Annotated in this window: 16 protein-coding genes and 1 pseudogene; 9 read left to right on the top strand and 8 right to left on the bottom strand. The window is 68.6% G+C overall.

Annotated features, from left to right (window positions below):
- Positions 1-34 precede the first annotated feature (34 nt).
- Genes ABZS37_RS23220 through ABZS37_RS23210 form a run of 3 tightly spaced genes read right to left on the bottom strand, consistent with a single transcriptional unit; the run spans position 35 to position 3,140 of the window.
- On the bottom strand, positions 35-712 hold the full coding sequence (locus tag ABZS37_RS23220; RefSeq protein WP_355172140.1) for a GPP34 family phosphoprotein: 678 nt from the start codon (positions 710-712) through the stop codon (positions 35-37).
- A gap of 11 nt (positions 713-723) precedes the next feature.
- The gene (locus tag ABZS37_RS23215) at positions 724-1,737 is read right to left on the bottom strand and encodes an acetamidase/formamidase family protein (RefSeq protein ID WP_355172074.1); all 1,014 of its coding nucleotides are present in this window, start codon (positions 1,735-1,737) and stop codon (positions 724-726) included.
- Positions 1,734-3,140, bottom strand: coding sequence for an APC family permease (locus ABZS37_RS23210; RefSeq protein ID WP_355172072.1), 1,407 nt, complete (start codon positions 3,138-3,140; stop codon positions 1,734-1,736). The genes ABZS37_RS23215 and ABZS37_RS23210 overlap by 4 nt, the downstream gene beginning before the upstream one ends.
- Positions 3,141-3,528: 388 nt before the next feature.
- Here ABZS37_RS23210 and ABZS37_RS23205 point away from each other — a divergent pair, with 388 nt between their 5' ends.
- The 7 genes from ABZS37_RS23205 (at position 3,529) to ABZS37_RS23175 (ending at position 12,410) form a co-directional block, all read left to right on the top strand.
- On the top strand, positions 3,529-5,088 hold the full coding sequence (locus ABZS37_RS23205; protein ID WP_355172070.1) for an FAD-dependent protein: 1,560 nt from the start codon (positions 3,529-3,531) through the stop codon (positions 5,086-5,088).
- 17 nt (positions 5,089-5,105) lie between these two features.
- A complete protein-coding gene (locus tag ABZS37_RS23200; protein ID WP_355172068.1) occupies positions 5,106-6,185 on the top strand; it encodes a TauD/TfdA family dioxygenase in 1,080 nt (359 codons plus the stop codon).
- Between the two features lie 10 nt (positions 6,186-6,195).
- Entirely contained in the window at positions 6,196-7,548 is a 1,353-nt protein-coding gene (locus ABZS37_RS23195; protein WP_355172066.1) for an AMP-binding protein, read from the top strand.
- Complete coding sequence (locus ABZS37_RS23190) at positions 7,532-8,209, top strand: hypothetical protein (protein ID WP_355172064.1); 678 nt, start codon at positions 7,532-7,534, stop codon at positions 8,207-8,209. The genes ABZS37_RS23195 and ABZS37_RS23190 overlap by 17 nt, the downstream gene beginning before the upstream one ends.
- A complete protein-coding gene (locus tag ABZS37_RS23185) occupies positions 8,206-9,771 on the top strand; it encodes an AMP-binding protein (protein WP_355172062.1) in 1,566 nt (521 codons plus the stop codon). Before ABZS37_RS23190 ends, ABZS37_RS23185 begins: the two co-directional genes overlap by 4 nt.
- Positions 9,768-10,913: a DUF6624 domain-containing protein gene (locus ABZS37_RS23180; protein WP_355172060.1), complete on the top strand. Its 1,146-nt coding sequence runs from the start codon at positions 9,768-9,770 to the stop codon at positions 10,911-10,913. Before ABZS37_RS23185 ends, ABZS37_RS23180 begins: the two co-directional genes overlap by 4 nt.
- A gap of 114 nt (positions 10,914-11,027) precedes the next feature.
- Positions 11,028-12,410 (top strand): radical SAM protein, encoded by a 1,383-nt coding sequence (locus ABZS37_RS23175; RefSeq protein ID WP_355172058.1) that lies wholly within the window; start codon positions 11,028-11,030, stop codon positions 12,408-12,410.
- A gap of 157 nt (positions 12,411-12,567) precedes the next feature.
- Here ABZS37_RS23175 and ABZS37_RS23170 read toward each other — a convergent pair whose 3' ends face one another.
- The 3 genes from ABZS37_RS23170 to ABZS37_RS23160 all read right to left on the bottom strand — a co-directional run bounded on the left by ABZS37_RS23170 (position 12,568) and on the right by ABZS37_RS23160 (position 15,220).
- Positions 12,568-13,068, bottom strand: coding sequence for a hypothetical protein (locus ABZS37_RS23170; RefSeq protein WP_355172056.1), 501 nt, complete (start codon positions 13,066-13,068; stop codon positions 12,568-12,570).
- Between the two features lie 134 nt (positions 13,069-13,202).
- Positions 13,203-13,868: a 2'-5' RNA ligase family protein gene (locus ABZS37_RS23165; protein ID WP_355172054.1), complete on the bottom strand. Its 666-nt coding sequence runs from the start codon at positions 13,866-13,868 to the stop codon at positions 13,203-13,205.
- Positions 13,865-15,220 carry a helix-turn-helix transcriptional regulator gene (locus tag ABZS37_RS23160; RefSeq protein ID WP_355172052.1) on the bottom strand — a complete coding sequence of 452 codons (1,356 nt, stop codon included), beginning with the start codon at positions 15,218-15,220 and terminating at the stop codon, positions 13,865-13,867. Before ABZS37_RS23160 ends, ABZS37_RS23165 begins: the two co-directional genes overlap by 4 nt.
- Before the next feature lie 363 nt (positions 15,221-15,583).
- Here ABZS37_RS23160 and ABZS37_RS23155 point away from each other — a divergent pair.
- Together ABZS37_RS23155 and ABZS37_RS23150 are read left to right on the top strand one after the other, a co-directional pair.
- Positions 15,584-15,873: pseudogene (locus ABZS37_RS23155) on the top strand (XRE family transcriptional regulator); the annotation flags it as partial.
- A 764-nt stretch (positions 15,874-16,637) separates the two neighbouring features.
- Entirely contained in the window at positions 16,638-17,330 is a 693-nt protein-coding gene (locus tag ABZS37_RS23150) for a GIY-YIG nuclease family protein (RefSeq protein WP_355172050.1), read from the top strand.
- Here the strand turns inward: ABZS37_RS23150 and ABZS37_RS23145 are convergent.
- Complete coding sequence (locus ABZS37_RS23145) at positions 17,290-18,267, bottom strand: hypothetical protein (RefSeq protein WP_355172048.1); 978 nt, start codon at positions 18,265-18,267, stop codon at positions 17,290-17,292. The genes ABZS37_RS23150 and ABZS37_RS23145 overlap by 41 nt on opposite strands.
- Before the next feature lie 174 nt (positions 18,268-18,441).
- Positions 18,442-19,044 (bottom strand): hypothetical protein, encoded by a 603-nt coding sequence (locus ABZS37_RS23140; protein WP_355172046.1) that lies wholly within the window; start codon positions 19,042-19,044, stop codon positions 18,442-18,444.
- Between the last annotated feature and the right edge of the window lie 9 nt (positions 19,045-19,053).

Here is a 19,053-nt window from a genome sequence, read left to right as displayed (position 1 = left end):
TTCACGGTGACTTCCGAAGCGGACGGAGGCGGAGTTAGCGGTAGGCGGCGGTAGCGAGGTCGCCGACGGCGGCGTCGACGGCGGCGGTGATGTCGCGTACCGGTTGGTAGTGCTGCGCGGCGATGGCTTTCAGGCGAGCGGTCAGGGTGGCGGTGTCGTCGTCGAGGTAGAGGTGGTGGGTGAGGCCGAGGTCGGCGACGAGGCCGGCGAGGGCGGCGGTGTGGTTGTTGGGTTGTTCGTGGCCGGCGGCGAGGTAGCGCAGGCGGGAGCGGGCGATGACCGCCCATTTGCTGTCGGTGGGTAGGTAGGTGTCGGCGCGTATGAGGCCGCCGAGGCGCCGTCGGGTGTGGTGTCGCAGGATCCCGCCGGCGACGAGGCCGGCGAGGGTGCGGTCGTAGAGGTCGTCGGAGAACCCGCGCAGCCAGGCGCGCAGGGGTGGGTGGGTGTGGCGGATGGTGGCGGTCGCGGCGTCGGCGATCAGGTCTCCGACCGGGCGGTCGATGTGCGGGTGTATCCGTTGGTGGCTGGCCGGGCGGGTTTCGGCGTTCGGGTCGAGGGTCACCCGCCCGGCCAGGTACAGGTCGATCAGGACCGCGCCGGCGAGCCCGAGGGCGAGGGTCTGCCGGTGCACGTGGGGGTGTCCGGTGTCGTCGTCGTGGCCGAGGAGGAACAGGTCATCGCGCAGCGGCAGGCGCGGGATCGACGCGGTCATCATCGGCGCTCCTACCGCAGCCCGGCGGTGAGTCGCCGCAGCCGCTCATGTGCCCCGCCGTACGCGGGTCCGGCGGCGGGGAGCAGGGTTTTGTCGATGGCGGCGAGGACGGTGTAGTTGGGGTCGCACACGTTGCCGATCGGCGCCCGCCCCGCCTGCGACACAAGCTGGTAAGCGTCCAGGGTTTCCAGGCCGGTCAGGGCGCTGGCCCAGCCGACGAGGTCGTGCTGGGCGATGCGGTAGGCATCCTCCAAAGGTCTCGCGCAACCGATCGTCAGGATGTCCCGGTCGGTCTCCAACCGCGGCCACCGAGTGGTGACGCCTTTGATGACGTCGATGGCGAGGGTGGTGGCCGTGGCGATCTCGACGCCGACGCCGCAGGCCTCGCCCTCGCCCTGGCGGGCGTGCCCGTCGCCGAGGGCCAGCATCGCCCCGTGGACGTTCACCCCGAGGTAGAGGGTGGTGCCGGCGCGCAGATGCGGGGTGTCGAGGTTCCCGCCGTGGGTGTCGGGCACGAGTGTGGAGCGGGCCTCGAACCCGCCGGGGGCGACCCCGATCGTGCCGATCATCGGGTCCAGCGGCAGGTCAACGCTGTGGTCGCTGCGGGTGGCCTGAAACCGTACGGTCCCGGCCTGCCGGTCGATGCCGTACACCCACACCCGCTCCTCCAATGGAGGCTGCAGGGTGGCGGTATGGGCGGTCGAGGTCAGTGCCCCGAAGTGCGGGAACGTCGAGGACACACCCCAGTCCCGCGCCGGGGTGATGGCGGCGAGGTGGACGACGAGGGTGTCGCCGGGCTCTGCGTCCTCGACGAAGAACGGCCCGGACACCGGATTGAGGTACGGCATGCGGCACACCTGCGACGGCAGGTCCGCCGGCCCCCGAACGAGACCACCGAAGCAGTCCTCCGTCGCGACGGTGAACACGTCACCGCCCCGCACGTGCGCGACCGGCATCCGACCACCGAAGGTGTAGGCCAACTCGTCCCGAGCGGGCCGGTAGGTGAACCTGTCCATGCCGGTCACACCCGCTCCACGTGACGCGCCTGCGGCTGCGCGGGCGCTAACCCCGACAGGGCCGGTCGGCGGCCGGACAGGTACAGGCCGGCCAGAACGATGACGCCGAGGGCAAGCCATGCCAGGCCGAGACGTTGGGCGGCGATGTTGGCGTTGACCACCACCCACACCAGGATGGCGAAGCCGATGGCGGGCATGACCAGGTGCGCCCACCAGTTCCGGCTGCGGCGACGGATGAGGTGGTGCACTACGACGGAGACGTGCAGGACGAGGAACGCGACCATCGCCCCGAAGTTGATCAGCGAGGACAGCAGGGTGATCCCATCCGCATGGGTCGCCATGTACAGGCCCAGCGCCAGGGACACCGCGCCGGTGAGCAGCGTCGCGTTGATCGGCACGTTGCGGCGGATCGACACCTTCGCCAGAAACGCCGGCAGCTGCCGGTCACGGGCCATCGCGTACAGCAGCCGAGAGGTGGCGACCTGCGCGACCATCGAGTTCGGCAACCCCCACGCGATCGCCGTCGCGACCGCGCAGAGGGTCGCCAGCCACCCCCCGCCAGCCACGGCGGCGGCGTCGTAAAAGGCGGTGCCGTTCGGGTCACCATTGGCCAGCAACGAGGCCGGGTCGGGGACGAGCATCGCGGCCAGCCACGTCTGCGCAATGAACAGCACCCCGGCCAGAATCAGGACGGCCGCCATCGCCCGGCCGATCTGACGGGAGCCGCCCTTGGTCTCCTCCGCCAGCATGCTGATGCCGTCGAAGCCGAGGAACGACAGCACCGCGATCGACACCGCGCCCGCCACCAGAGACCAGGTGAACGTGTCGGCGTTGTAGAACGCCGCCCAACTGAACCGGCCCCTACCCGAGGCGAGGGCCCAGCCAGCGATGGCCAGGAAGACCGCTAGGACGATCAGCTCGCCGACGAGCATCACCCGGGTGACGGCCGCCGTCATGCGGATCCCCACCGAGTTAACGACCGTGTTCACTGCGACGAACCCGAGCAGCCACAGCCACACCGGCACCGCCGGGACCGTGGCGTGCATCGCCACCGACGCCACCAGGTACAACAAGCCTGGTACGAGGACGTAGTCGAGGAGGATCACCCAGCCGGCGAGGAACCCGACCGGCGGGCTGATGCCGCGGCCCGCGTAGTTGTAGACGCTGCCCGACATCGGGAACGCCTTCACCATCTGCGCATACGAGAACGCCGTGAACACCAACGCCACCACACCGACCGCGTACGCCAAGGCCACCATCCCGCCAGAGCCGGCGTACACGCTGCCGAAGATCGCCATCGGCGCGATCGGCACCATGTACACCAGCCCGTAGGCCAACAGGTCCCGGAACCGGAGTTGGCGCGCCAACTCCTGCCGGTAGCCGTAACGATTTAGGTTGTCCTGATCGAACATCCAGGATCCTCTCTCAAACCTTATGAATGACTCATCGGTATCTGCTCTACGAAAGGGCCCGTTTTTGCGGTTTGACCGCGACGCCCCTAGACGGATGCGGCACTTGGAAGCGGCGACGAGAGTGACTAAAGGTGAGAACTGTCGATGTCGGGAAGGCTCGTCGTCCACGTCTGACAATTCGCCGACAAAAGCCCCTCTTCGGATGACGGCGACCGCGCGGATGAAGTGCGGCGGACGCGGCCCTGCTGGCATGCCGTACTGCGGCCCGTAGCCGTAGAGGGCCGCTCATTGGTCCGGGCCGGTCAATGAGAGAGATGCGTCGATGTCGGTGGATTGTCAGAGTCTGAAGTGAATCCTGTCCGACAACGGCTGAAGTCGGCGATTGTCAATGGGCTTCTCCTGGCAGGCCCAGGGCGGATCGTCCACCACTTTGACGGCGCCGCCGCACTACCAATCAGCACACCCGGCCGGCCGGGCGGATTCGTCTTGCCCGACATCAACGGCGCCGCCATCGGCACCAGGAGGACCTACGATGCGCTTTCCGGATCTTGCAGGCAACGAACTGTTCGATGTCGTGATCGTCGGCGCAGGTCCGGCGGGCCTGTTCGCAGCGCTGCGCGCCCAGCGCGCCAACCACGCCCGCCTGCTGATCGTCGACGGGGGTCAGGACGTGGCCTGCCGGCTAGAGGCCCGCGGCACCGACCCGGACAACAACGAGACGATCACGACAGGCTTCGGCGGGGCGGGGTTGTTTTCCGATGGCAAGCTTTGCCTGTCCCATCGCATCGGATCCACCGTCGCGCACCGCTTCCCGGTCGCGGACGTCGAGCACCGCCAGCACGCCATTGACGAGCTGATCCGCTCGGGTGAGCCGGCACCGCTGCAGGGCGTCGACGGGACTGCGGCCGCAGCCCTGCAGCAACGGGCCGCCGCGCTGGGCATGGAGTATCTGCACTACCCGATCCGGCACGTGGGCAGCGACCAGCTCCCCGGGATGCTGTCACGGCTACGGGCCCGCATCACCGCCGGCGCCGAGGTGCGTTGCCAGACCACAGCCGTCGACGTGGTCGAGTCCGAGCGGCCCGGCGTCCGCTGGAAGGTGCTGATGAATCAGCCCGATCGGCCCCCGCATTGGGTACACGCCGGCTGCGTGGTGCTGGCCCCGGGCAAGGTCGGCGCCGCGTGGATGGACCAGCTCGGCCAACGGCTGGATCTGCGCCGCCACCCCGCCCAGCCCAAGCTCGGATTCCGGCTGGAAGGACCAAAGGACTTTCTAGATCCGCTGCTGGCGGTCGCCGGCGACCCGAAGCTGATCTGGAAAGCCGGCAACGGCGCGGAGGTACGCACACACTGCGTCTGCTACGGAGGCGACGTGGTGCCCGCCGACTACGACGGGCTGCTGCTCGTCGGGGGCCACTCTGAATCCAGCCATCATGCCGATCGCTCCAACACCGCCGTGATCGCCACCGCAGGGCGTGCCCTGAGACTGACGGCGCAGGAAGTCCGCCGTCTCGTTGCCGCGATCAACGATCGCCACGCGGGGCTGGTCGCTCAGCGCCTCGGCGACTTCCTGACCGGTGCACCATCCACCACCCCCGTCACCGACTTCGCTCGAGGCTTCGACCCCAGCATGCCGCACGTCGCGGCTGGCAACCTGGCCACCGAGCTGCCGGAGCCGGTCGTCCAGCTGCTGCGGCAGTTCGTGCATCGCCTCGCCGAGCTGTGCCCGCAGGCGCTGCACCCGCACAACGTGCTCTACGGCCCAGCCGTGGAACGGTGGGCGCCAGGCTTCGCCGTCTCCGACGACATGGAAACCGATCGGCCGGGCCTGTTTCTCGTCGGGGATGGCCCCGGCCTTACCGGCGGCATCATCGGCGCCGCCGAAACCGGGTGGCTCGCCGGCGACGCGATCGCCGACCGACTCACCAGCGCCGTCACCCTTCTCTGACCCTTCCGGGAGAATCGATGCCTCTTACCCCCGTCCCCACACCTCTGTGCGCCGACAACGCCCCGCTGTGGTCTGGCGCCGACCTCACGACCGACGACTACACCGTCGCCCTCGATGGGCGCCAGGTCGTCGAGGTCGCCGACGCCACGGAGGCCGCCTGCCGCGGGCTCGGTGGTCGGGACATGACCTTCGACCCGCACGTGTGCCGCGACGACTTCCCGCTGCCGTCGGTCGGCCCGGTCCTGGCCGAGGCCGCCCGTGAGGTGGCTGACGGCCGGGGCTTCGCCGTCGTGCGGGGCATGCCGCTCGACGGCATGGACGACCAGCAGGCCGCCGTCATGGTGCGAGGCCTGGTTACCCACCTCGGGCCGATAGCCACCCAGAGCCGGGACCGGCACTTGATCCGGCACGTGCGCAGCACGGGTCGTCCCCTTGGCGACGCCGTCACCCGCGGCCACCAGACCGCCGAGCGGTTGTGGTTCCACACTGACGGCGCGGATGCCGCGGTGCTGCTGTGCCGCCGCGCAGCCGCTGTCGGCGGGCTGAGTCGGCTCGCCTGCGCCGCCGCGGTGCACAACACGATGCTACTGCGTGACCCGACTGCGGTGGCTGTGCTCTACGAGCCGTTCCACTTCCACATGGCTGGTGGCAACGTGCCTGGCCTGCCCGCCACGTTCACCTCGCCGATCTTCTCGCTCTACCGCGGCAACTTCAGTACCAGGTTTGTGCGGCACACCCTGCTGGAGACCCAGCAGGTAACCGGGGTCGTGTTGCCCGAGGTGGTGCTGACCGCGTTCGACCTCATCGAGGACATCGCCGGCCGGCTCAGCGTGGACATGGAGTTGCGCGCGGGCGATCTGCAGATCGTGAACAACCACACGGTGCTGCACTCCCGCACCGCCTACACCGATCCTGACGACGTCGAGCAGGCCCGGCACCTGCTGCGCTGCTGGCTGACGTTCCCGCACTACACCGGCCGGCGAGCCGGATTCGTCGATGAGGCGCTGCGCTTCGGCTGGCTCACCGACGAGCAGCAACGCGAAGCCGCCGGGATCTGGACCCCACCGACGCCCGTCGGCCTGAACGACCGTGGATAGGAGAAGGCCGGTGCCGCCGTCATCGCCGTCCACCACCCTGCAGATTTGCGACGCCCTGGAAGCCCACGCTCGCGAGCGTGGCGATTGGCTCGCCGTCATCGACGCCACGACGGCACTGACCTTTGCGCAGCTCTGGCAGCAGGCCCGCGCCCGAGCCGCCCTGCTCGGTCCGCGACCCGGCAGGGTCTGTGCGGTCTCGGCTACGTCCACCGGCGCGTTCTTCGCCGATGTCGCCGCGATCTGGCTGGCCGGCGGCGTACCGATGCCCCTGGATCCGGCGACTCCTCCACCGCTGCGAACCGCGATGACCCGACGGGCGTCCACCGGCACGCACACCTGCCAGCCGTGGAAGGCCTTGCTCAGCATCGTCGGCGGCACTTACCGCCCGCTCGTCACCGGCGGTGAGCCGCCGACAGTTGCCCGCAAGGCGCACGCCGTCGGCCTCGGCCGCCTACCCAAATCCGGCAGTACGGGGGGCGGGCGCACGGTAGCCATGTTTGCCTCTCCGATGCACCTCAACGGCCCTTTCGAGTTCGCCGCACGGCACCTGCTCCTCGGCGGCACCGTCGCGATGCTCAACCGGTTCGAGCCGCGCGCCTGGGTCCAGCTCGCCGCCGCCCTGGAGCCCAGCTGGGTGTTCCTCGCCCCGATCCAGATCAGGCGGCTCCTCGACGGCACTGACCCGCATGACTTACGCACTGCCCTGACCAGTGCCCAGACGCTGATGCACTCGGCCGCCCCCTGCCCGCCCGAAGTGAGCGCCCGACTTCTGAAGTTGGTCGACGCGCACGTCGTGGCCGAGTTCTACGGGGCCGCAGAGTACGACGGCACATTCGCCCGTGCCGACGAGAACCATCCAGGCGCACGGCCTATCCCTGGCGCTCTGCTGCGGGTCGTCGACGCCACTGGCAGCCCCGCGCCAGTTGGACAGATTGGTGTCATCGAAGGGGCCAGCACGGCCGGAATGGTCTGCCACTACGCCGGTCAGCCCTGTACTGCTGCCGACGCGTGGCGCACCGTCGGCGACCACGGAACCCTCGATTCGACCGGTCGGCTGACCGTCACGAGCGTCGACACCAGCGGGCGGGCGATCGTCGGTGGCGTCAACGTCGCGCTCGGCCGCGTCCACGCCGTGATCGCCGCGCACCCGGAAGTCCGGTCTTGCCAGGTCATCCCGATCCCCGACGACACCCACGGCCAGGTGATCTCGGCCCGGCTCACCACCTTCCGGCCGTTGACCACCGAGGCGCTTCACGCCTACTGCGCCACCCACCTACGGCCAGCCGAACGACCTCGCCACCTGCACATCAACGCTCCCAACCAGCCGACCGCCGAGGAAACCGACCATGCCCGCTCCATGTGACCTCTGCGCCGCCATCGACTCCACCGGTCGCGGCGGGACACTCAACCAGCACCTGTTCGCCGGTCAGCAGCACGTCGTGGCCCGGACCACCACCGCAGCCGCCGTACCGACCATCGGCGCGTTCGTACCCGGCTACCTGCTCGTCGTTTCCACCACCCACGCCACCTCGATCGGCCGCCTAGCGCAGGACGAACGCCGCGGCGTGCACGAACTGACCGAACTCCTCGCCGACCGGTTAGCCAACCTCTACGGCATGCCGGTCCTGGGCTTCGAGTACGGGCTGAACGCGCCCGGGGCCCGGCGCATCGAGCACGGCCACCTGCACCTCCTGCCGACCACCGCCGGGGCGCCGCTGCGGCAGTTCCTGCGTTGGCACCTACCGCTGATCGAGGCCACATCGATGGAGCACCTGCCCACCGAGAGCGATAGCTCCTACATCAGCGTCTATGAGCCCGGTCGACCGCTGGCCATCTATCCGGTCGCCAACGACGCGTCGCCGCGTATCAGGTTGAGAGAACTGGTCGCGCAGTTCGACCCGCGGGTCAGCCCACGCGCGTGGGACTGGGAGCGGAACCCGTTTCCGGCGTTGATCCGAACCACCGTCAACGACCTCGCCGGTAGCCCGGCCGAACCGGTCATGGCGGGGGTCGGACGACGATGAGCTGGGACCTCGCCCGGCTGTGGCACGCGTTGGCTGAGCAACAGCCGGACCTCCCCGCACTGATTCACGACGGCCACACGCTGACCTGGCGACAGTTCGACACCGCCGCCGCGGGCTTCGCCGCCCGGCTGCGCCAGGCTGGGATCCGCCGCGGTGACGTCGTGGCGCTCTGCCTACCGAACGTCTTGGAGTACCTGATCCTTGTCGCCGGTGCGATGCGCTGCGGCGCCACACCCTGCGGCGTCAACTACCGCTACCGGTCCCACGAGCTGGCCATGCTCCTGCGTCACCTTCAGCCCGCAGTGGTCTGTCACGACCTCGACAGCGAGGAGGACCTCGACCGGATCCGCGACCAGCTGACCGAAGTCCGTCGCTGGTACGCCGTTGACCACCGTGCCAACGCTGGCAGCCTCGCCCGGCTACTGCTCGAAACCGGCGGCGACCGGGACCAACTCGACTCCAGGCCTGACGACGTGCTGCTCAAGTGCACAGGCGGCACGACCGGCCGTCCGACCGCCGTGCGCTGGTTCGTCGGCGACGTCCTCACCCAGCTCAATGACCACAATCCCTGGCACCAGCACGACCTTGCGCATGATGGTCCTAAGCCCGCGCCCGTTGAGCCGGTCCGGCTGTTGGTCGTCAGCCCGCTCATGCACGGCTCCGGGCTTACCCGGGCGATCGGCGCGCTCTGCGCCGGCGGCACCGTCGTCACCCAACGCGGATTCCAGCCACTGCGGCTCCTCAACGGGCTCGCCCGGCACCACGCCACCAGCCTCGCCATCGTTGGCGACGCGCACGCACTGCCCCTGGTCGACATGCTCGACGCTGAACCAGGCCGCTGGCAGCTACCGGACCTGGCCACCATCACGTCCTCTGGTGTGTCCTGGACCGCCGAGGTCAAGCGCAGGCTGCTGCACCACCTCCCGCAGGTTCGACTGCTGGAGTCCCTCGGCGCCACCGAGGCCACCGGCCTCGGGTTCAACGTGGCCACGGCGAGCAACGTGCCGCGGACCGGCGAGTTCGTTCTCGGCCGCCACGCCCGTGTCTTCGCCGCCAACGAGCCCGCTCGGCCCGGTCATACCGGCACCATCGGGGTCAGCTGGCCGCACCCTGCTGGCCTGCACCCGTCCGGACAACTCCCGGCAGACCGGTTCACCGACCACGCCGGGCACCGCTACCTGCTGTCCGGTGACCACGTCCGCCTGCTCGATGACGAGCGCTACCTCCTGCTCGGCAGGGCCGGCGAATGCATCAACACAGGCGGCGAGAAGGTCTATGCGCCGGAGATCACCGACACTCTGCGCCGACACCCCGGCGTCCGCGACGCGCTCGTCCTCGGCGTCCCGCACCCGCGCTTAGGGCAGACCGTAACCGCACTCGTCCAACTGTCCCCTGGCACCACCACCGAGAACGTGCGCGAGTACGCCCGCGCCCACTTGGCTGGATTCAAGGCCCCCACCATCGTCGTCGGCGTACCGGCGATCCCCCGCACCGGGGCCGGCAAGCCCGACCTCACCACCGCCCACACGCTTGCCGCCCAGCACACCGGAGGCACCGCATGACCCAGACCGCCACCACGGCCATCGCCCACGCAGACCTCACGGCACTGGCCCGCCGCGAGCAGGCCCTGCTGACCGCCGCGCTCGGCTCGCTGTTCGGCCGCCCCGCCCTCGACGAGGAGATCAGCCGCGCACTCGGCTATCCGGACTGGCCGCAACCGCTCACCCTGCTGCCCGACCTCGTCCCCGAGTTGACCACCACCACATCCCAACTCGCCGGCTACCTCGCCTTCGCCACCACAGCTGGCCGGCAGGCGGTCGACGTGATCGCCGAATACGGCTGGCCAATCGGGCCGGCCGCTGCGGATGCGGCATGGTTGCTGCTGCAGCACGCCGACCACCTCAACGACCAACGCCGCGCCCTGCTGCCCACCGTCGCCGACGCGGTACACCACGGCAGCGCCGACCCTCGACACCTGGCCATGCTGACCGACCGTGAGCGCGTCGTACGCGGCGAGCCGCAGCAGTACGGCACCTTACGCCTGATCCGCGATGAGCAGCCCGTTCTGCTGTATCCGCTCGCCACCGACGACACCCGGACCAACCTCGACCGCACCGCCATCGGCCTGCCGCGCCTCGCTGACGATGCCCAGTACGCCTACTCGCCGATGATCCCGTACGGCGTTGCCCGAATGTGCCCCACCAACGCCTGGCCAGCGGAAGGCCTGCCTGACCTGCGCCCCGAGCCCGACGCCCCGATCCCGCCCGACCAACCCGAACCCATACCCGCAGGTCAGGCAGGTGTCTACCTCGCCGCCACGCTGCGATACCGCAACCAGACCCGTCGAATCCGGGACGCACTGCCGCCGCCACTGGTGTCCACCAGCCGCTGGCTCGACATCGATCCGCTGACCCGAGCCAGCTGCCAGTTCGACGCCGGACCCGCCCTCAATCAGGTCGCCGCCCGGCTCTGCCTCACCGACGTCGCCCGCTCCCGCCTGATGATCGCCTTCGCCGAACACCGCCGCAGCCACGGCCTGGGCGTCGAGCTCGGCGCGGCCCTCTCCCGCGGCATTCCCGTGATCATGATCGGTCCACCGCTGTGCTCCTTCGACATGCTGCCCGACGTCACCATCGTGGCGGACCTCGACCAAGCCCTCGCCACCGCAACGACATTTGCCAGCTCTTTGCGGGAGACATATTGAATGACCAGCCCGCAGCACCGCCTCCAGCCACCGGCAACACCATCCAGCCAGAGTCGCGACACGAGCCGGCGCGGCCCGCGCGCAGCGACTGTACTCAGCGAGAGGAACAGACAGGTGCACAAGATTGTGCTGTTCGCTGGCGTCGACCCTCTGTCCACCGCGGAATCGAACTATGCCTGGCACCCACTGTCGGTGCTGACCATCGGCTCAGTCCTTGAAGCCCACGGCTTCGACGTGTGCATCATCGACTGCCAGGTCGACCACGACTGGCGCGACCGGTTGGCCAAGCACGCCACCGAAGCCTTGTTCGTCGGCGTCACTTGCATGACCGGCCCGAGCATCGGCAACGTCCTGGCCGCCATCGACATCGTCCGCACCGCCGCACCCCAGGTACCCATCATCTGGGGCGGCTACCACGCGACCCTCGCCTGGCGCGCCATCCTGCGCGAACGCCTAGCCGACGTCGTCGTCACCGGGCCCGGTGAGTCCGCCGCGCTCGGGCTCGCCCAGCGACTTGCCGCCGGTCAGCGCCTCAGCCCGGAGACGATCGGCGACCTGCCGAACCTCGCCTTTCTCGACGGCCGCACCGCCATCGCCGCATCCGGCGCCATCACACCGAACACCGTCAAGACGACCTACGAGTTCGTTGGCGACATGAACCAGCTACCGCCGGTGAACTACGGCCTCATCGATCCGACCCGGTACTACACCTCCGCGATGAGGGACCTGTCGTACATCACCAGCTACGGGTGCCCCTACGCCTGCGCCTTCTGCTCCGAACCCACCACCAGCACCAGGAAATGGAAACCGCTCGCGCCGCAACGCATCGTGGCCGAGCTGCGTCACCTGTGGGACACCTACTCACCCGACCAGATCAGCCTGCTCGACCTCAACTTCTCCACCAACATCCACCGCGTCGTGGAGATCGTCGAACTCCTCGAACGCGACGGCGTCCGCATCGAGCTCCGGGCGAACATGCGAACCCGTGACGTGGTCCACCTCGCCCGATTCCTAGACCTGGAACGGCTCCACGCGGTCGGCTTCTCCGCGATCTTCCTCGGCTGCGAATCCGGCTCCGACCGGATGTTGAAAGTGCTCCGCAAAGGCGCGACCGTCGCCGACACCCGGGCCGCCTGCCAGCTGCTCGACCGTGTCGGCATCATCCAACTGACGAGCTGGATTCACGATCTTCCCGGAGAGACCGACGACGACAGCGAGCAGACCTGCCAGCTGGTCACCGAACTGGCGGTCCTTCGGCACAACCGGCAGAAGCACCACTTCTTCATGCCGTTCCCGTCGACCGAACTGTACGAAACGGTCTACGGCAAGACGCTTGACGACGGCCGCACTCAAGCCGAATGGGCCACCAGCGACACGTACGGCGGCTCCGCCCTGTACGCCGGAAGTCAGGACCGGCGTCGGTGCGTGCTCGGCCGGCTTGCCGAGCTCAAGCAGCGCTTCCCGCACGCACTGGAGCGAACCCTGCCCCGACCGTGAGTAACTATTGACGCCTGACTTTGACACTGCAGGCGGCGTGTGCGCCCGGTCCAACCTGGTTCTGCGTGCGCGTGACGCACCCTTCGCCGCGGCAACGAGGTCGCCGCCTACCGCTGGCGCGGATCCGTCACGCCTCGCAGCGCAACCCGTCCTGCCTCTATTGATGCAGCCCATGCGGAGCCGACATCGCCAAACCCGGCAAGTCGACCCAGCCAGCATCCTCGTCGGCCAACGCGGTGCGCTCAGCCGCCGTGAGGATGCCCATCCTCACCCGACGTTCCGGGGGCAGGCAGTCCAGGGCCACGCGCCTTGCCACATAGTCCATGATCGACGTCGCCATCGGCAGCTCGGGATCGTCCGTGCGGCCCGCCGGCACGAACCGCATGCTGGAGTACTTCGACACGTACACCTCTGCTGGCGCGCCGGCCTGAAGGCCGAGCGTGATCGCAACGCCCAGGGCGTCCATCATCCCGGCCAGGGTGGACCCCTGCTTCGCCATCCGGATCGTCACCTCACCAACGGAGCCGTCCTCCGCATCGGCGGTAGTCAGGTAACCCTTCTGGTCGTCGACGGTGAAGCGAGTCGTTTCCGCCCGGCGGATACGAGGAATCTTTCGCGTGGTGCGTCCACTGTTCGGCATCGCAGCGGCTTCCGGCATGAAATCTCCCGGTTGGGTTCACGACCAATACAAGCTATGGGGACAGTACAGCAGTGGACCTACAAGATGTGGTGTCCTCGCCGCCGAATCGCAGGTTCATTTCAAGTGGAGCACGGCCAGCGCGTCTCGGCGCATCACGCGCCGAGGGGCACGGTTGCTACCGTCGTCCACCGGTAACTGCGGTGTTCGCGGCGCAGCGCGATCAGCGTTGCCTGTCGGATGGTCACCCGGGCGGACGGCTGGTGACGGAAGGCGTTGAGGCGGTCGCGGATTGGTGCGGTCGGTGCTTCCGAGCCGCTGTAGGCAATCGTCACGTGCGGCCGGAATCCTTCTGCGGCCTCCGGCACGGTCTGCCACACCACGCCGATGGCATCGCGGATGGTGGCGCGCAGGTGTTCGACCCGGTCCCAAGGACGGACCAGCATGCCGATTCCTTCGGCGTCGGGGTCGACCGGACCAAGTGACAGCTCCAGCGGCGGCAGGCCGGCGCAGCGTCGCCGGGTTTCGGCGACGATTGCTCCGATGTCGCTGGTGGTGACCTCGTCGGTGAAGCCGAGACCTTGCATGGTCAGGTGGAGCCCGTCGAGCGGCACCAAGTCCAGTCCGGGCAGAGTGAGTTGGCGCTGCACGTCGGTGACGAGGTGATGGAGTTCAGGTTGGTGTTCGAAGGTGAGGTGCCAGGTGTAGAACTGGCGGTCGGCCCGCCAGCCTGGGCGCCAGTACCAGTGGTTGGTGAGCTCGGGCAGGTCCTGGTAGGCGGTCCAGCGCTGGTGCAGGCTGGCCAGTTCCCGGCTGCTCATGACAGCGATGGTAGAGCGGCCTGTCCGGTGGCAGCGACCTGTGTGCGGTCGGCGAGCAGGTCGGCGACGTGCCGTAGCTGCGGGTGGCGGGCGAAGGGGTGGGCGGCGGCGAGGAACTGACGGGCGCGTTGGTGGACCGATTCGAAACGCTGGTCCGCGGTGAGGGTGAGCGCCTCCACCGCCAGTGCGCCTGCTTCCTCGGGGTCGGGACTGTCGGCATGCAGGTGCGCGGTGGCCAGGTCGAGGCGGCAGAGTGCACGCGGACCAGCCAACCCTGCGGTGTCGAACGCGGTGATCGCGGTGGTGAGGTGGTTGGTGACGCCTGCGGTACGGCCGAGCGCCAGGTAGGCGGTCGCCGCGTTGGCCGCGGTCCTGGCCGGGCAGTACGGGCCGAGGGCGAGGCTAGCGCTGACCGACGAGCCGGCCGGGTAGTCGGCCAGCATGGTGAATGCGTGGTCAACGGCACGATCGACGCCGTACCGGTCGCCGAGACGGGCGAGGGCCCGCGCCTGACCGTTGATCGTGAGGCGGATGCGGTGCCCGCTGGTGCCGCCACGGCGCAGGCCGTCCTGGGCGTAGGCCAGCGCGTCATGGTAGTCGCCGGAGTAGAAGGCGATCAGGCTTTGCGTGGCCCGTGCCCAGGCTTGCGCGTCGGACTGCTCGGCAGCCTCGGCGAGGTCGAACGCTTCGGCGGCGTAGGCGTGCGCCGCGCCGAAAGCGCCGAGGTCGAGGGCGAGTGCGCCGAGAAGTCCGGACAGGTGAGCGGCGACGGCGTAGAGCCGGGCGCGTTGTGGTGGGTGCTGCCTGCCTGCCATGAGCTGGTCAACGTAGGAGCGCAGCGGTCGCATACGCGCTATGAGGATTAGCGGGGTGAGGCGCTCGTTGTCGGCGATCGCCTGCCGGACCTCGTTTTCCAGATACGTGAGACGGATGTTGTCATCGACGGAGGACTTCAGCGCCAGCCGGCGGGCATCGATGCTGTCCTCGCGTTCCCATAGAACAGCACCGCCATTCGCTACAAAGGCGTCGTGGCCAGCGTCGATCGGCGTCGCGGGCCCCGACGTGCTCCTGGCCTCCTGGATCGCCGATGAGCGTCGTCGTTGACGGTTCAGCTCGGTGATGCGGTCATACTCGCTGACGAGCACGCCACCGGTCTGCAGCACGGTGTCGCAGCGCGCCCAGAAGGCGCGGTCCGGGTGCTGGTGACCGGTCTCCGTGTTCGCCACGGAGCTGCGGCCGTACTGCACGAGCCGCGCCAGGTCGTGCTGGGTGTGACCGCCAGCCCTGCGAAACTGCGCGAGCCGGCGGCCGAGCTCGCGGTGGGCGGCCTTTGTCTCGTCGCTGTCAGCCATCGCTAACCCCCGGTCTACTGCAGATGCGCAGTCACGATGTGTGCAGACGATAGCTGCCACCTGTGACAATCTTTCGGGCCGGCCGAGCAGCGCCGAGCATCTGGCCAAGCACCAGTGCGGCCGATGGTCGCTGCGAGATCGGGCAGCATCGTCAGGTGCCCATTGTCGAGCGTGGCGGCAGCCCGTGGCAGGACCACAATGTCGAAGTTTTGTCACAGTTTGACGTCGGCATCTGCCGACAATGTCGGCGCACGGCGCTGCGGCATGTCGATCGGCCGGCGTCCTACGGCCCCTGCATGCCCTCCGAAGTTCGCGATGTCACCGCTGGTCTGCCCGGTAAGCGGTCGGGCCGCCGGACTGCTCGCGCCCCGGATGGCGCTCGCTGCGTTGACGGGTAGCGATATTAACGCCACGACGGCGTGCGGGCCGCGTTGCACGCCGTGGCGGCCCGCGCCCAGGCCCGCCTCGGGCGTGAAGCGGCCTGCGCCGCCCACCTCGATGTCGCGGAACGGCAGCTTGCCCGTGTCCGAGCGGGCAGGAACCGCCCCTGGATCCGGTACTTCACTGCGGCCTACCTGGCCGACGAACTCGCCCACTGCTTCCAAGATCTCGGCCAGCCCAGGCAGACGCAACGGCACCTCGGCGCAGCCCTCGCTCGTACACCGAGTAGCTCGCCGTCACCGATTGTGAGGTCACCGAAGGATGACGAGTCCTCAACCACGAGGCTGACGTCGCCCCCGTTCACCCGGTAGAGACCGTTTGCGCCGGCGCACCACGCCCCGTGACTGCTTGGGGCAAATGTGCCACCACCGTAGGCGTGCACACCGCTGGTCACGCCGAACCTCGATGGAGTTACGTCGGCCGCGCCGTCGGTTGCCGACCACCGCACAAGGGCCGGGCCGCTCCCGGAGCTCGGACGGGACTCCAGCCAGTACAGCGCATCCCCGACGATGCGTAGCTCGTCGAAGCTGATTGACGCGCGAACGGCGTTGGCTGCAGAGACAGCATCCGAGTCTGCTGCCAACCCCACGGACTCCTCCTCCAACGAACGCCGCCAGCGACTCGTCGCGATGATCCGGGGCGGTGGAACAGCCTGGCCATTGTCACCTACCCCCGGCCGGTGAGCCGGAGGCGGGTCAGTGCGTCGGCGATCTCCCAAGTGTCCTCGCGGTCTGGGCCGTAGACGTCGCAAAGATCAGTCTTGCTCGCCCGGCCCTCTCGGCCCAGAGTCGCTTGTTCTCCGCCGCCGACGGGCGGCCTCCCGCCTGGGCTCCGGCTCCGCGGCCAGCGAGTCATGTTGGATACTCTTCCCCCTCATTCCGGCCGCTGCTGAGGTGGCCGGGATCGCCGCATCCGACGGCGCATGCAGCTATGGGAGGAGAGGGCGGTCGTGGCATCTCCAGTTCAAGACCACCGTGTGCAGGTCGTGCAGAAGTGGGGCTTCGGGATGGCCCCCGTCAAGCCCGAGGTCCAGCAGAAACGACGGCAGTCGGTAGCGGCCGTGCTGAGCTACCTGCAGAACGACCCGATTGAGTCCAACGCCTCACTGCTGGAGGCCCTGTCGGAAGTCAAAGGGCTCTACTCGCGCTGTCACCGGCAGGACCAGTGGGACTGGTTCACCGTGTGGCAACAGCTGGGCCGCCCCGGACGTAAGCGCTGCCTACAAGCTGGTGATGCGCTCGGTCGCCTACGGAGCGCGATCAGGGATGGCGACGATGCCACCGCTGCGATGCAGCTCACGCTACTGACTGACGCTGTCGTGCAGGTCCATCTGGCCGGACTTGTCGGGGAACAGCCGCGTGAAACGCCAGGAGATGGCTACATCTACGTGCTGTCGACTCGCGAGCAACCTCGGATGCTGAAGATCGGCTACACAGAGCGGACCGTCGAGGAGAGGGTGAGGGAGATCAACCGGGCGACCGGCGTTGTTATCCCGTATGGCGTGCGCGCTTTGTGGGTGGTCGCGGATGCTCCGTCGGTAGAGGCCGAGCTGCACGATCGATTGGCGCACTACCGGGTCCGCAAGGACCGCGAGTTCTTCGACCTCGACTTCCGCGACGCGTCCGCCCTCATCCAGGGCTACATAGATGGTCTCCGACGTGAGGACTAACGTGATCGCCCCTGGCGAGCAGCTGATGGAAGGCCACACGTTCCTCCCTTAGATCAACGGGCCGGCCCGCCAACTCAGCCAGGAGTTCCGGTAGGCGCCACGTCGTCAGGTGTGCGTAGCGGGCGTTGTAGACGCCGACGGCTTCGATGGCGAACTCGTCAGGAAAGTCCAGCAGTACGTAGCCGAGCAGCTGCATGATGGTCGGCGCTTCCAATGCTGACCGCCGCGTCCCATCGCGGCGCTTGCTGCCGAGGCCCGTCTTGAGTTCGAGCAGCAGACCTGCGGCGATCAGGTCGGCGTCGGCGTTCATCAGCGATGATCCGGCGAAGGTCGGCCCGAGGGCCCAAGCGCCATGCCGCGCCGACAGGGACGGCAGGAGGCTCCGCTCGGCGAAGGCGCGCAGAGCCTGGAGCTCGTCGAGGGCCGCGGATGGGGCGAGATCAAGTAGCTTCTCGGCGGTGATGGACCTTGGGGCCAGGGCCATCAACGGGGATCCGGGTGTCGGACCGACCCGGTACAGGTCGGTGAGGAGCGCCAGCGCCCAGCAGGCCCGGGCAACGAGTCGATGGTCGGCTTCGCTGCCTGCGGCCGGCCCGGTGAACCGGGAGGTCCCCATGCTGTCGCCGCTTTGGAGGTAATTCAGCGTGCGTGCCAGTTCGTGGACCGCGTGCCGGAGCGGGGGAGTGCGCGCGCCGAGCAGCGCCAAGCGCAGGTCCGGCCTGGGATGCACCATGAAGCGCACCATCCAGTCGAAGGCCGAGCCGATGGTGCCAGGGTTCGCCTGACTCCCAGGCACGACAAGGGAGCCCACGGATTCCCGATACCGTGCCTGCAGGGCCTGCCAGCGGCCGAACCGCTCCTGAATGAACAATCTCGCTGGCGAGGCTCTGTTGCTCAATGCCACGGTCAGCGCCGGCCAACCACTGATGATGGTCATGCTTCGACCACTGGGCACCGACGTCGCTGCCCGCTACTGTCCATCATGGCCGGATGCTATCGAACGGCGTGGCATCCGAGCTGCCCGTTATCACCGGACCGTCGATGGGCGATGACCAGCCGGCTGCTGTTGGCGAGATCGGTTACCACCAACAGCAGCCGGCTGGACTGGCGATCAACGAGCGGTGGCCAAGAATTCGTTCTGCGCCTGCCGGAGGCTGCTGAGGTCGTTGGGGACGGGCATGACGCCGTAGCGCTCGAAAGCGTCGACGCTTGCTCCGAGCGAGGGCGGCCACCGTCGCTGCCACTCGACCAGCGGCACACTTGGTCCGACTGGGCGTAGTGGCTCGGCGAGCCGGTCGAACTCCACCTGCTGCCACTCGCGCAGCTCGTTACCACGCCGCGCGGAAGCCACCAGCGAGGCGGCGACCACGGTGGTCGTGGCCGTCTGCGGTTGGACCACGTCGCCGTTCATGATCGAGTGCCGGCCCAGCGGCAGTGCGGCGCGGTGGCCGTACCATTCGCCGACGACCTGCGAGACGTGTCGGCAGCTTTCGCAGGCCAGCCACGACCACCGGGTTCGGGTGGTCACGGTCTCTCGGACGCACAACAGGCACAGGGCGAGGTCACTGGGGATGTCCTGGCCCTGCCACTGCCGCTCCCACTCCGGTGTACGTGGCTGGCAGCGGCACCGCTGTTCGCGCGGGGCACCGTCGCGGAGGTGCCCGCAGGTCAGGCAGACCGCGAAAGCGGCCAGGTCCAGCTCTTCGAATGGCACGGTGAACTC

The sequence above is a fragment of the Micromonospora sp. NPDC005413 genome (genome assembly GCF_040606435.1).
GTDB lineage: Bacteria > Actinomycetota > Actinomycetes > Mycobacteriales > Micromonosporaceae > Micromonospora.
This window is presented reverse-complemented; position numbering and strand designations above follow the sequence as displayed.

What these genes read in the sequence shown, in the direction of transcription:
- ABZS37_RS23180 (WP_355172060.1), top strand. Translation starts at nt 9,768, where the DNA reads ATGACCCAGACCGCCACCACGGCCATCGCCCACGCAGACCTCACGGCA.
- ABZS37_RS23185 (WP_355172062.1), top strand. Translation starts at nt 8,206, where the DNA reads ATGAGCTGGGACCTCGCCCGGCTGTGGCACGCGTTGGCTGAGCAACAG.
- ABZS37_RS23200 (WP_355172068.1), top strand. Translation starts at nt 5,106, where the DNA reads ATGCCTCTTACCCCCGTCCCCACACCTCTGTGCGCCGACAACGCCCCG.
- ABZS37_RS23190 (WP_355172064.1), top strand. Translation starts at nt 7,532, where the DNA reads ATGCCCGCTCCATGTGACCTCTGCGCCGCCATCGACTCCACCGGTCGC.
- ABZS37_RS23210 (WP_355172072.1), bottom strand. Translation starts at nt 3,140, where the DNA reads ATGTTCGATCAGGACAACCTAAATCGTTACGGCTACCGGCAGGAGTTG.
- ABZS37_RS23145 (WP_355172048.1), bottom strand. Translation starts at nt 18,267, where the DNA reads ATGACCATCATCAGTGGTTGGCCGGCGCTGACCGTGGCATTGAGCAAC.
- ABZS37_RS23160 (WP_355172052.1), bottom strand. Translation starts at nt 15,220, where the DNA reads ATGGCTGACAGCGACGAGACAAAGGCCGCCCACCGCGAGCTCGGCCGC.
- ABZS37_RS23220 (WP_355172140.1), bottom strand. Translation starts at nt 712, where the DNA reads ATGACCGCGTCGATCCCGCGCCTGCCGCTGCGCGATGACCTGTTCCTC.
- ABZS37_RS23205 (WP_355172070.1), top strand. Translation starts at nt 3,529, where the DNA reads ATGGGCTTCTCCTGGCAGGCCCAGGGCGGATCGTCCACCACTTTGACG.
- ABZS37_RS23170 (WP_355172056.1), bottom strand. Translation starts at nt 13,068, where the DNA reads ATGCCGGAAGCCGCTGCGATGCCGAACAGTGGACGCACCACGCGAAAG.
- ABZS37_RS23165 (WP_355172054.1), bottom strand. Translation starts at nt 13,868, where the DNA reads ATGAGCAGCCGGGAACTGGCCAGCCTGCACCAGCGCTGGACCGCCTAC.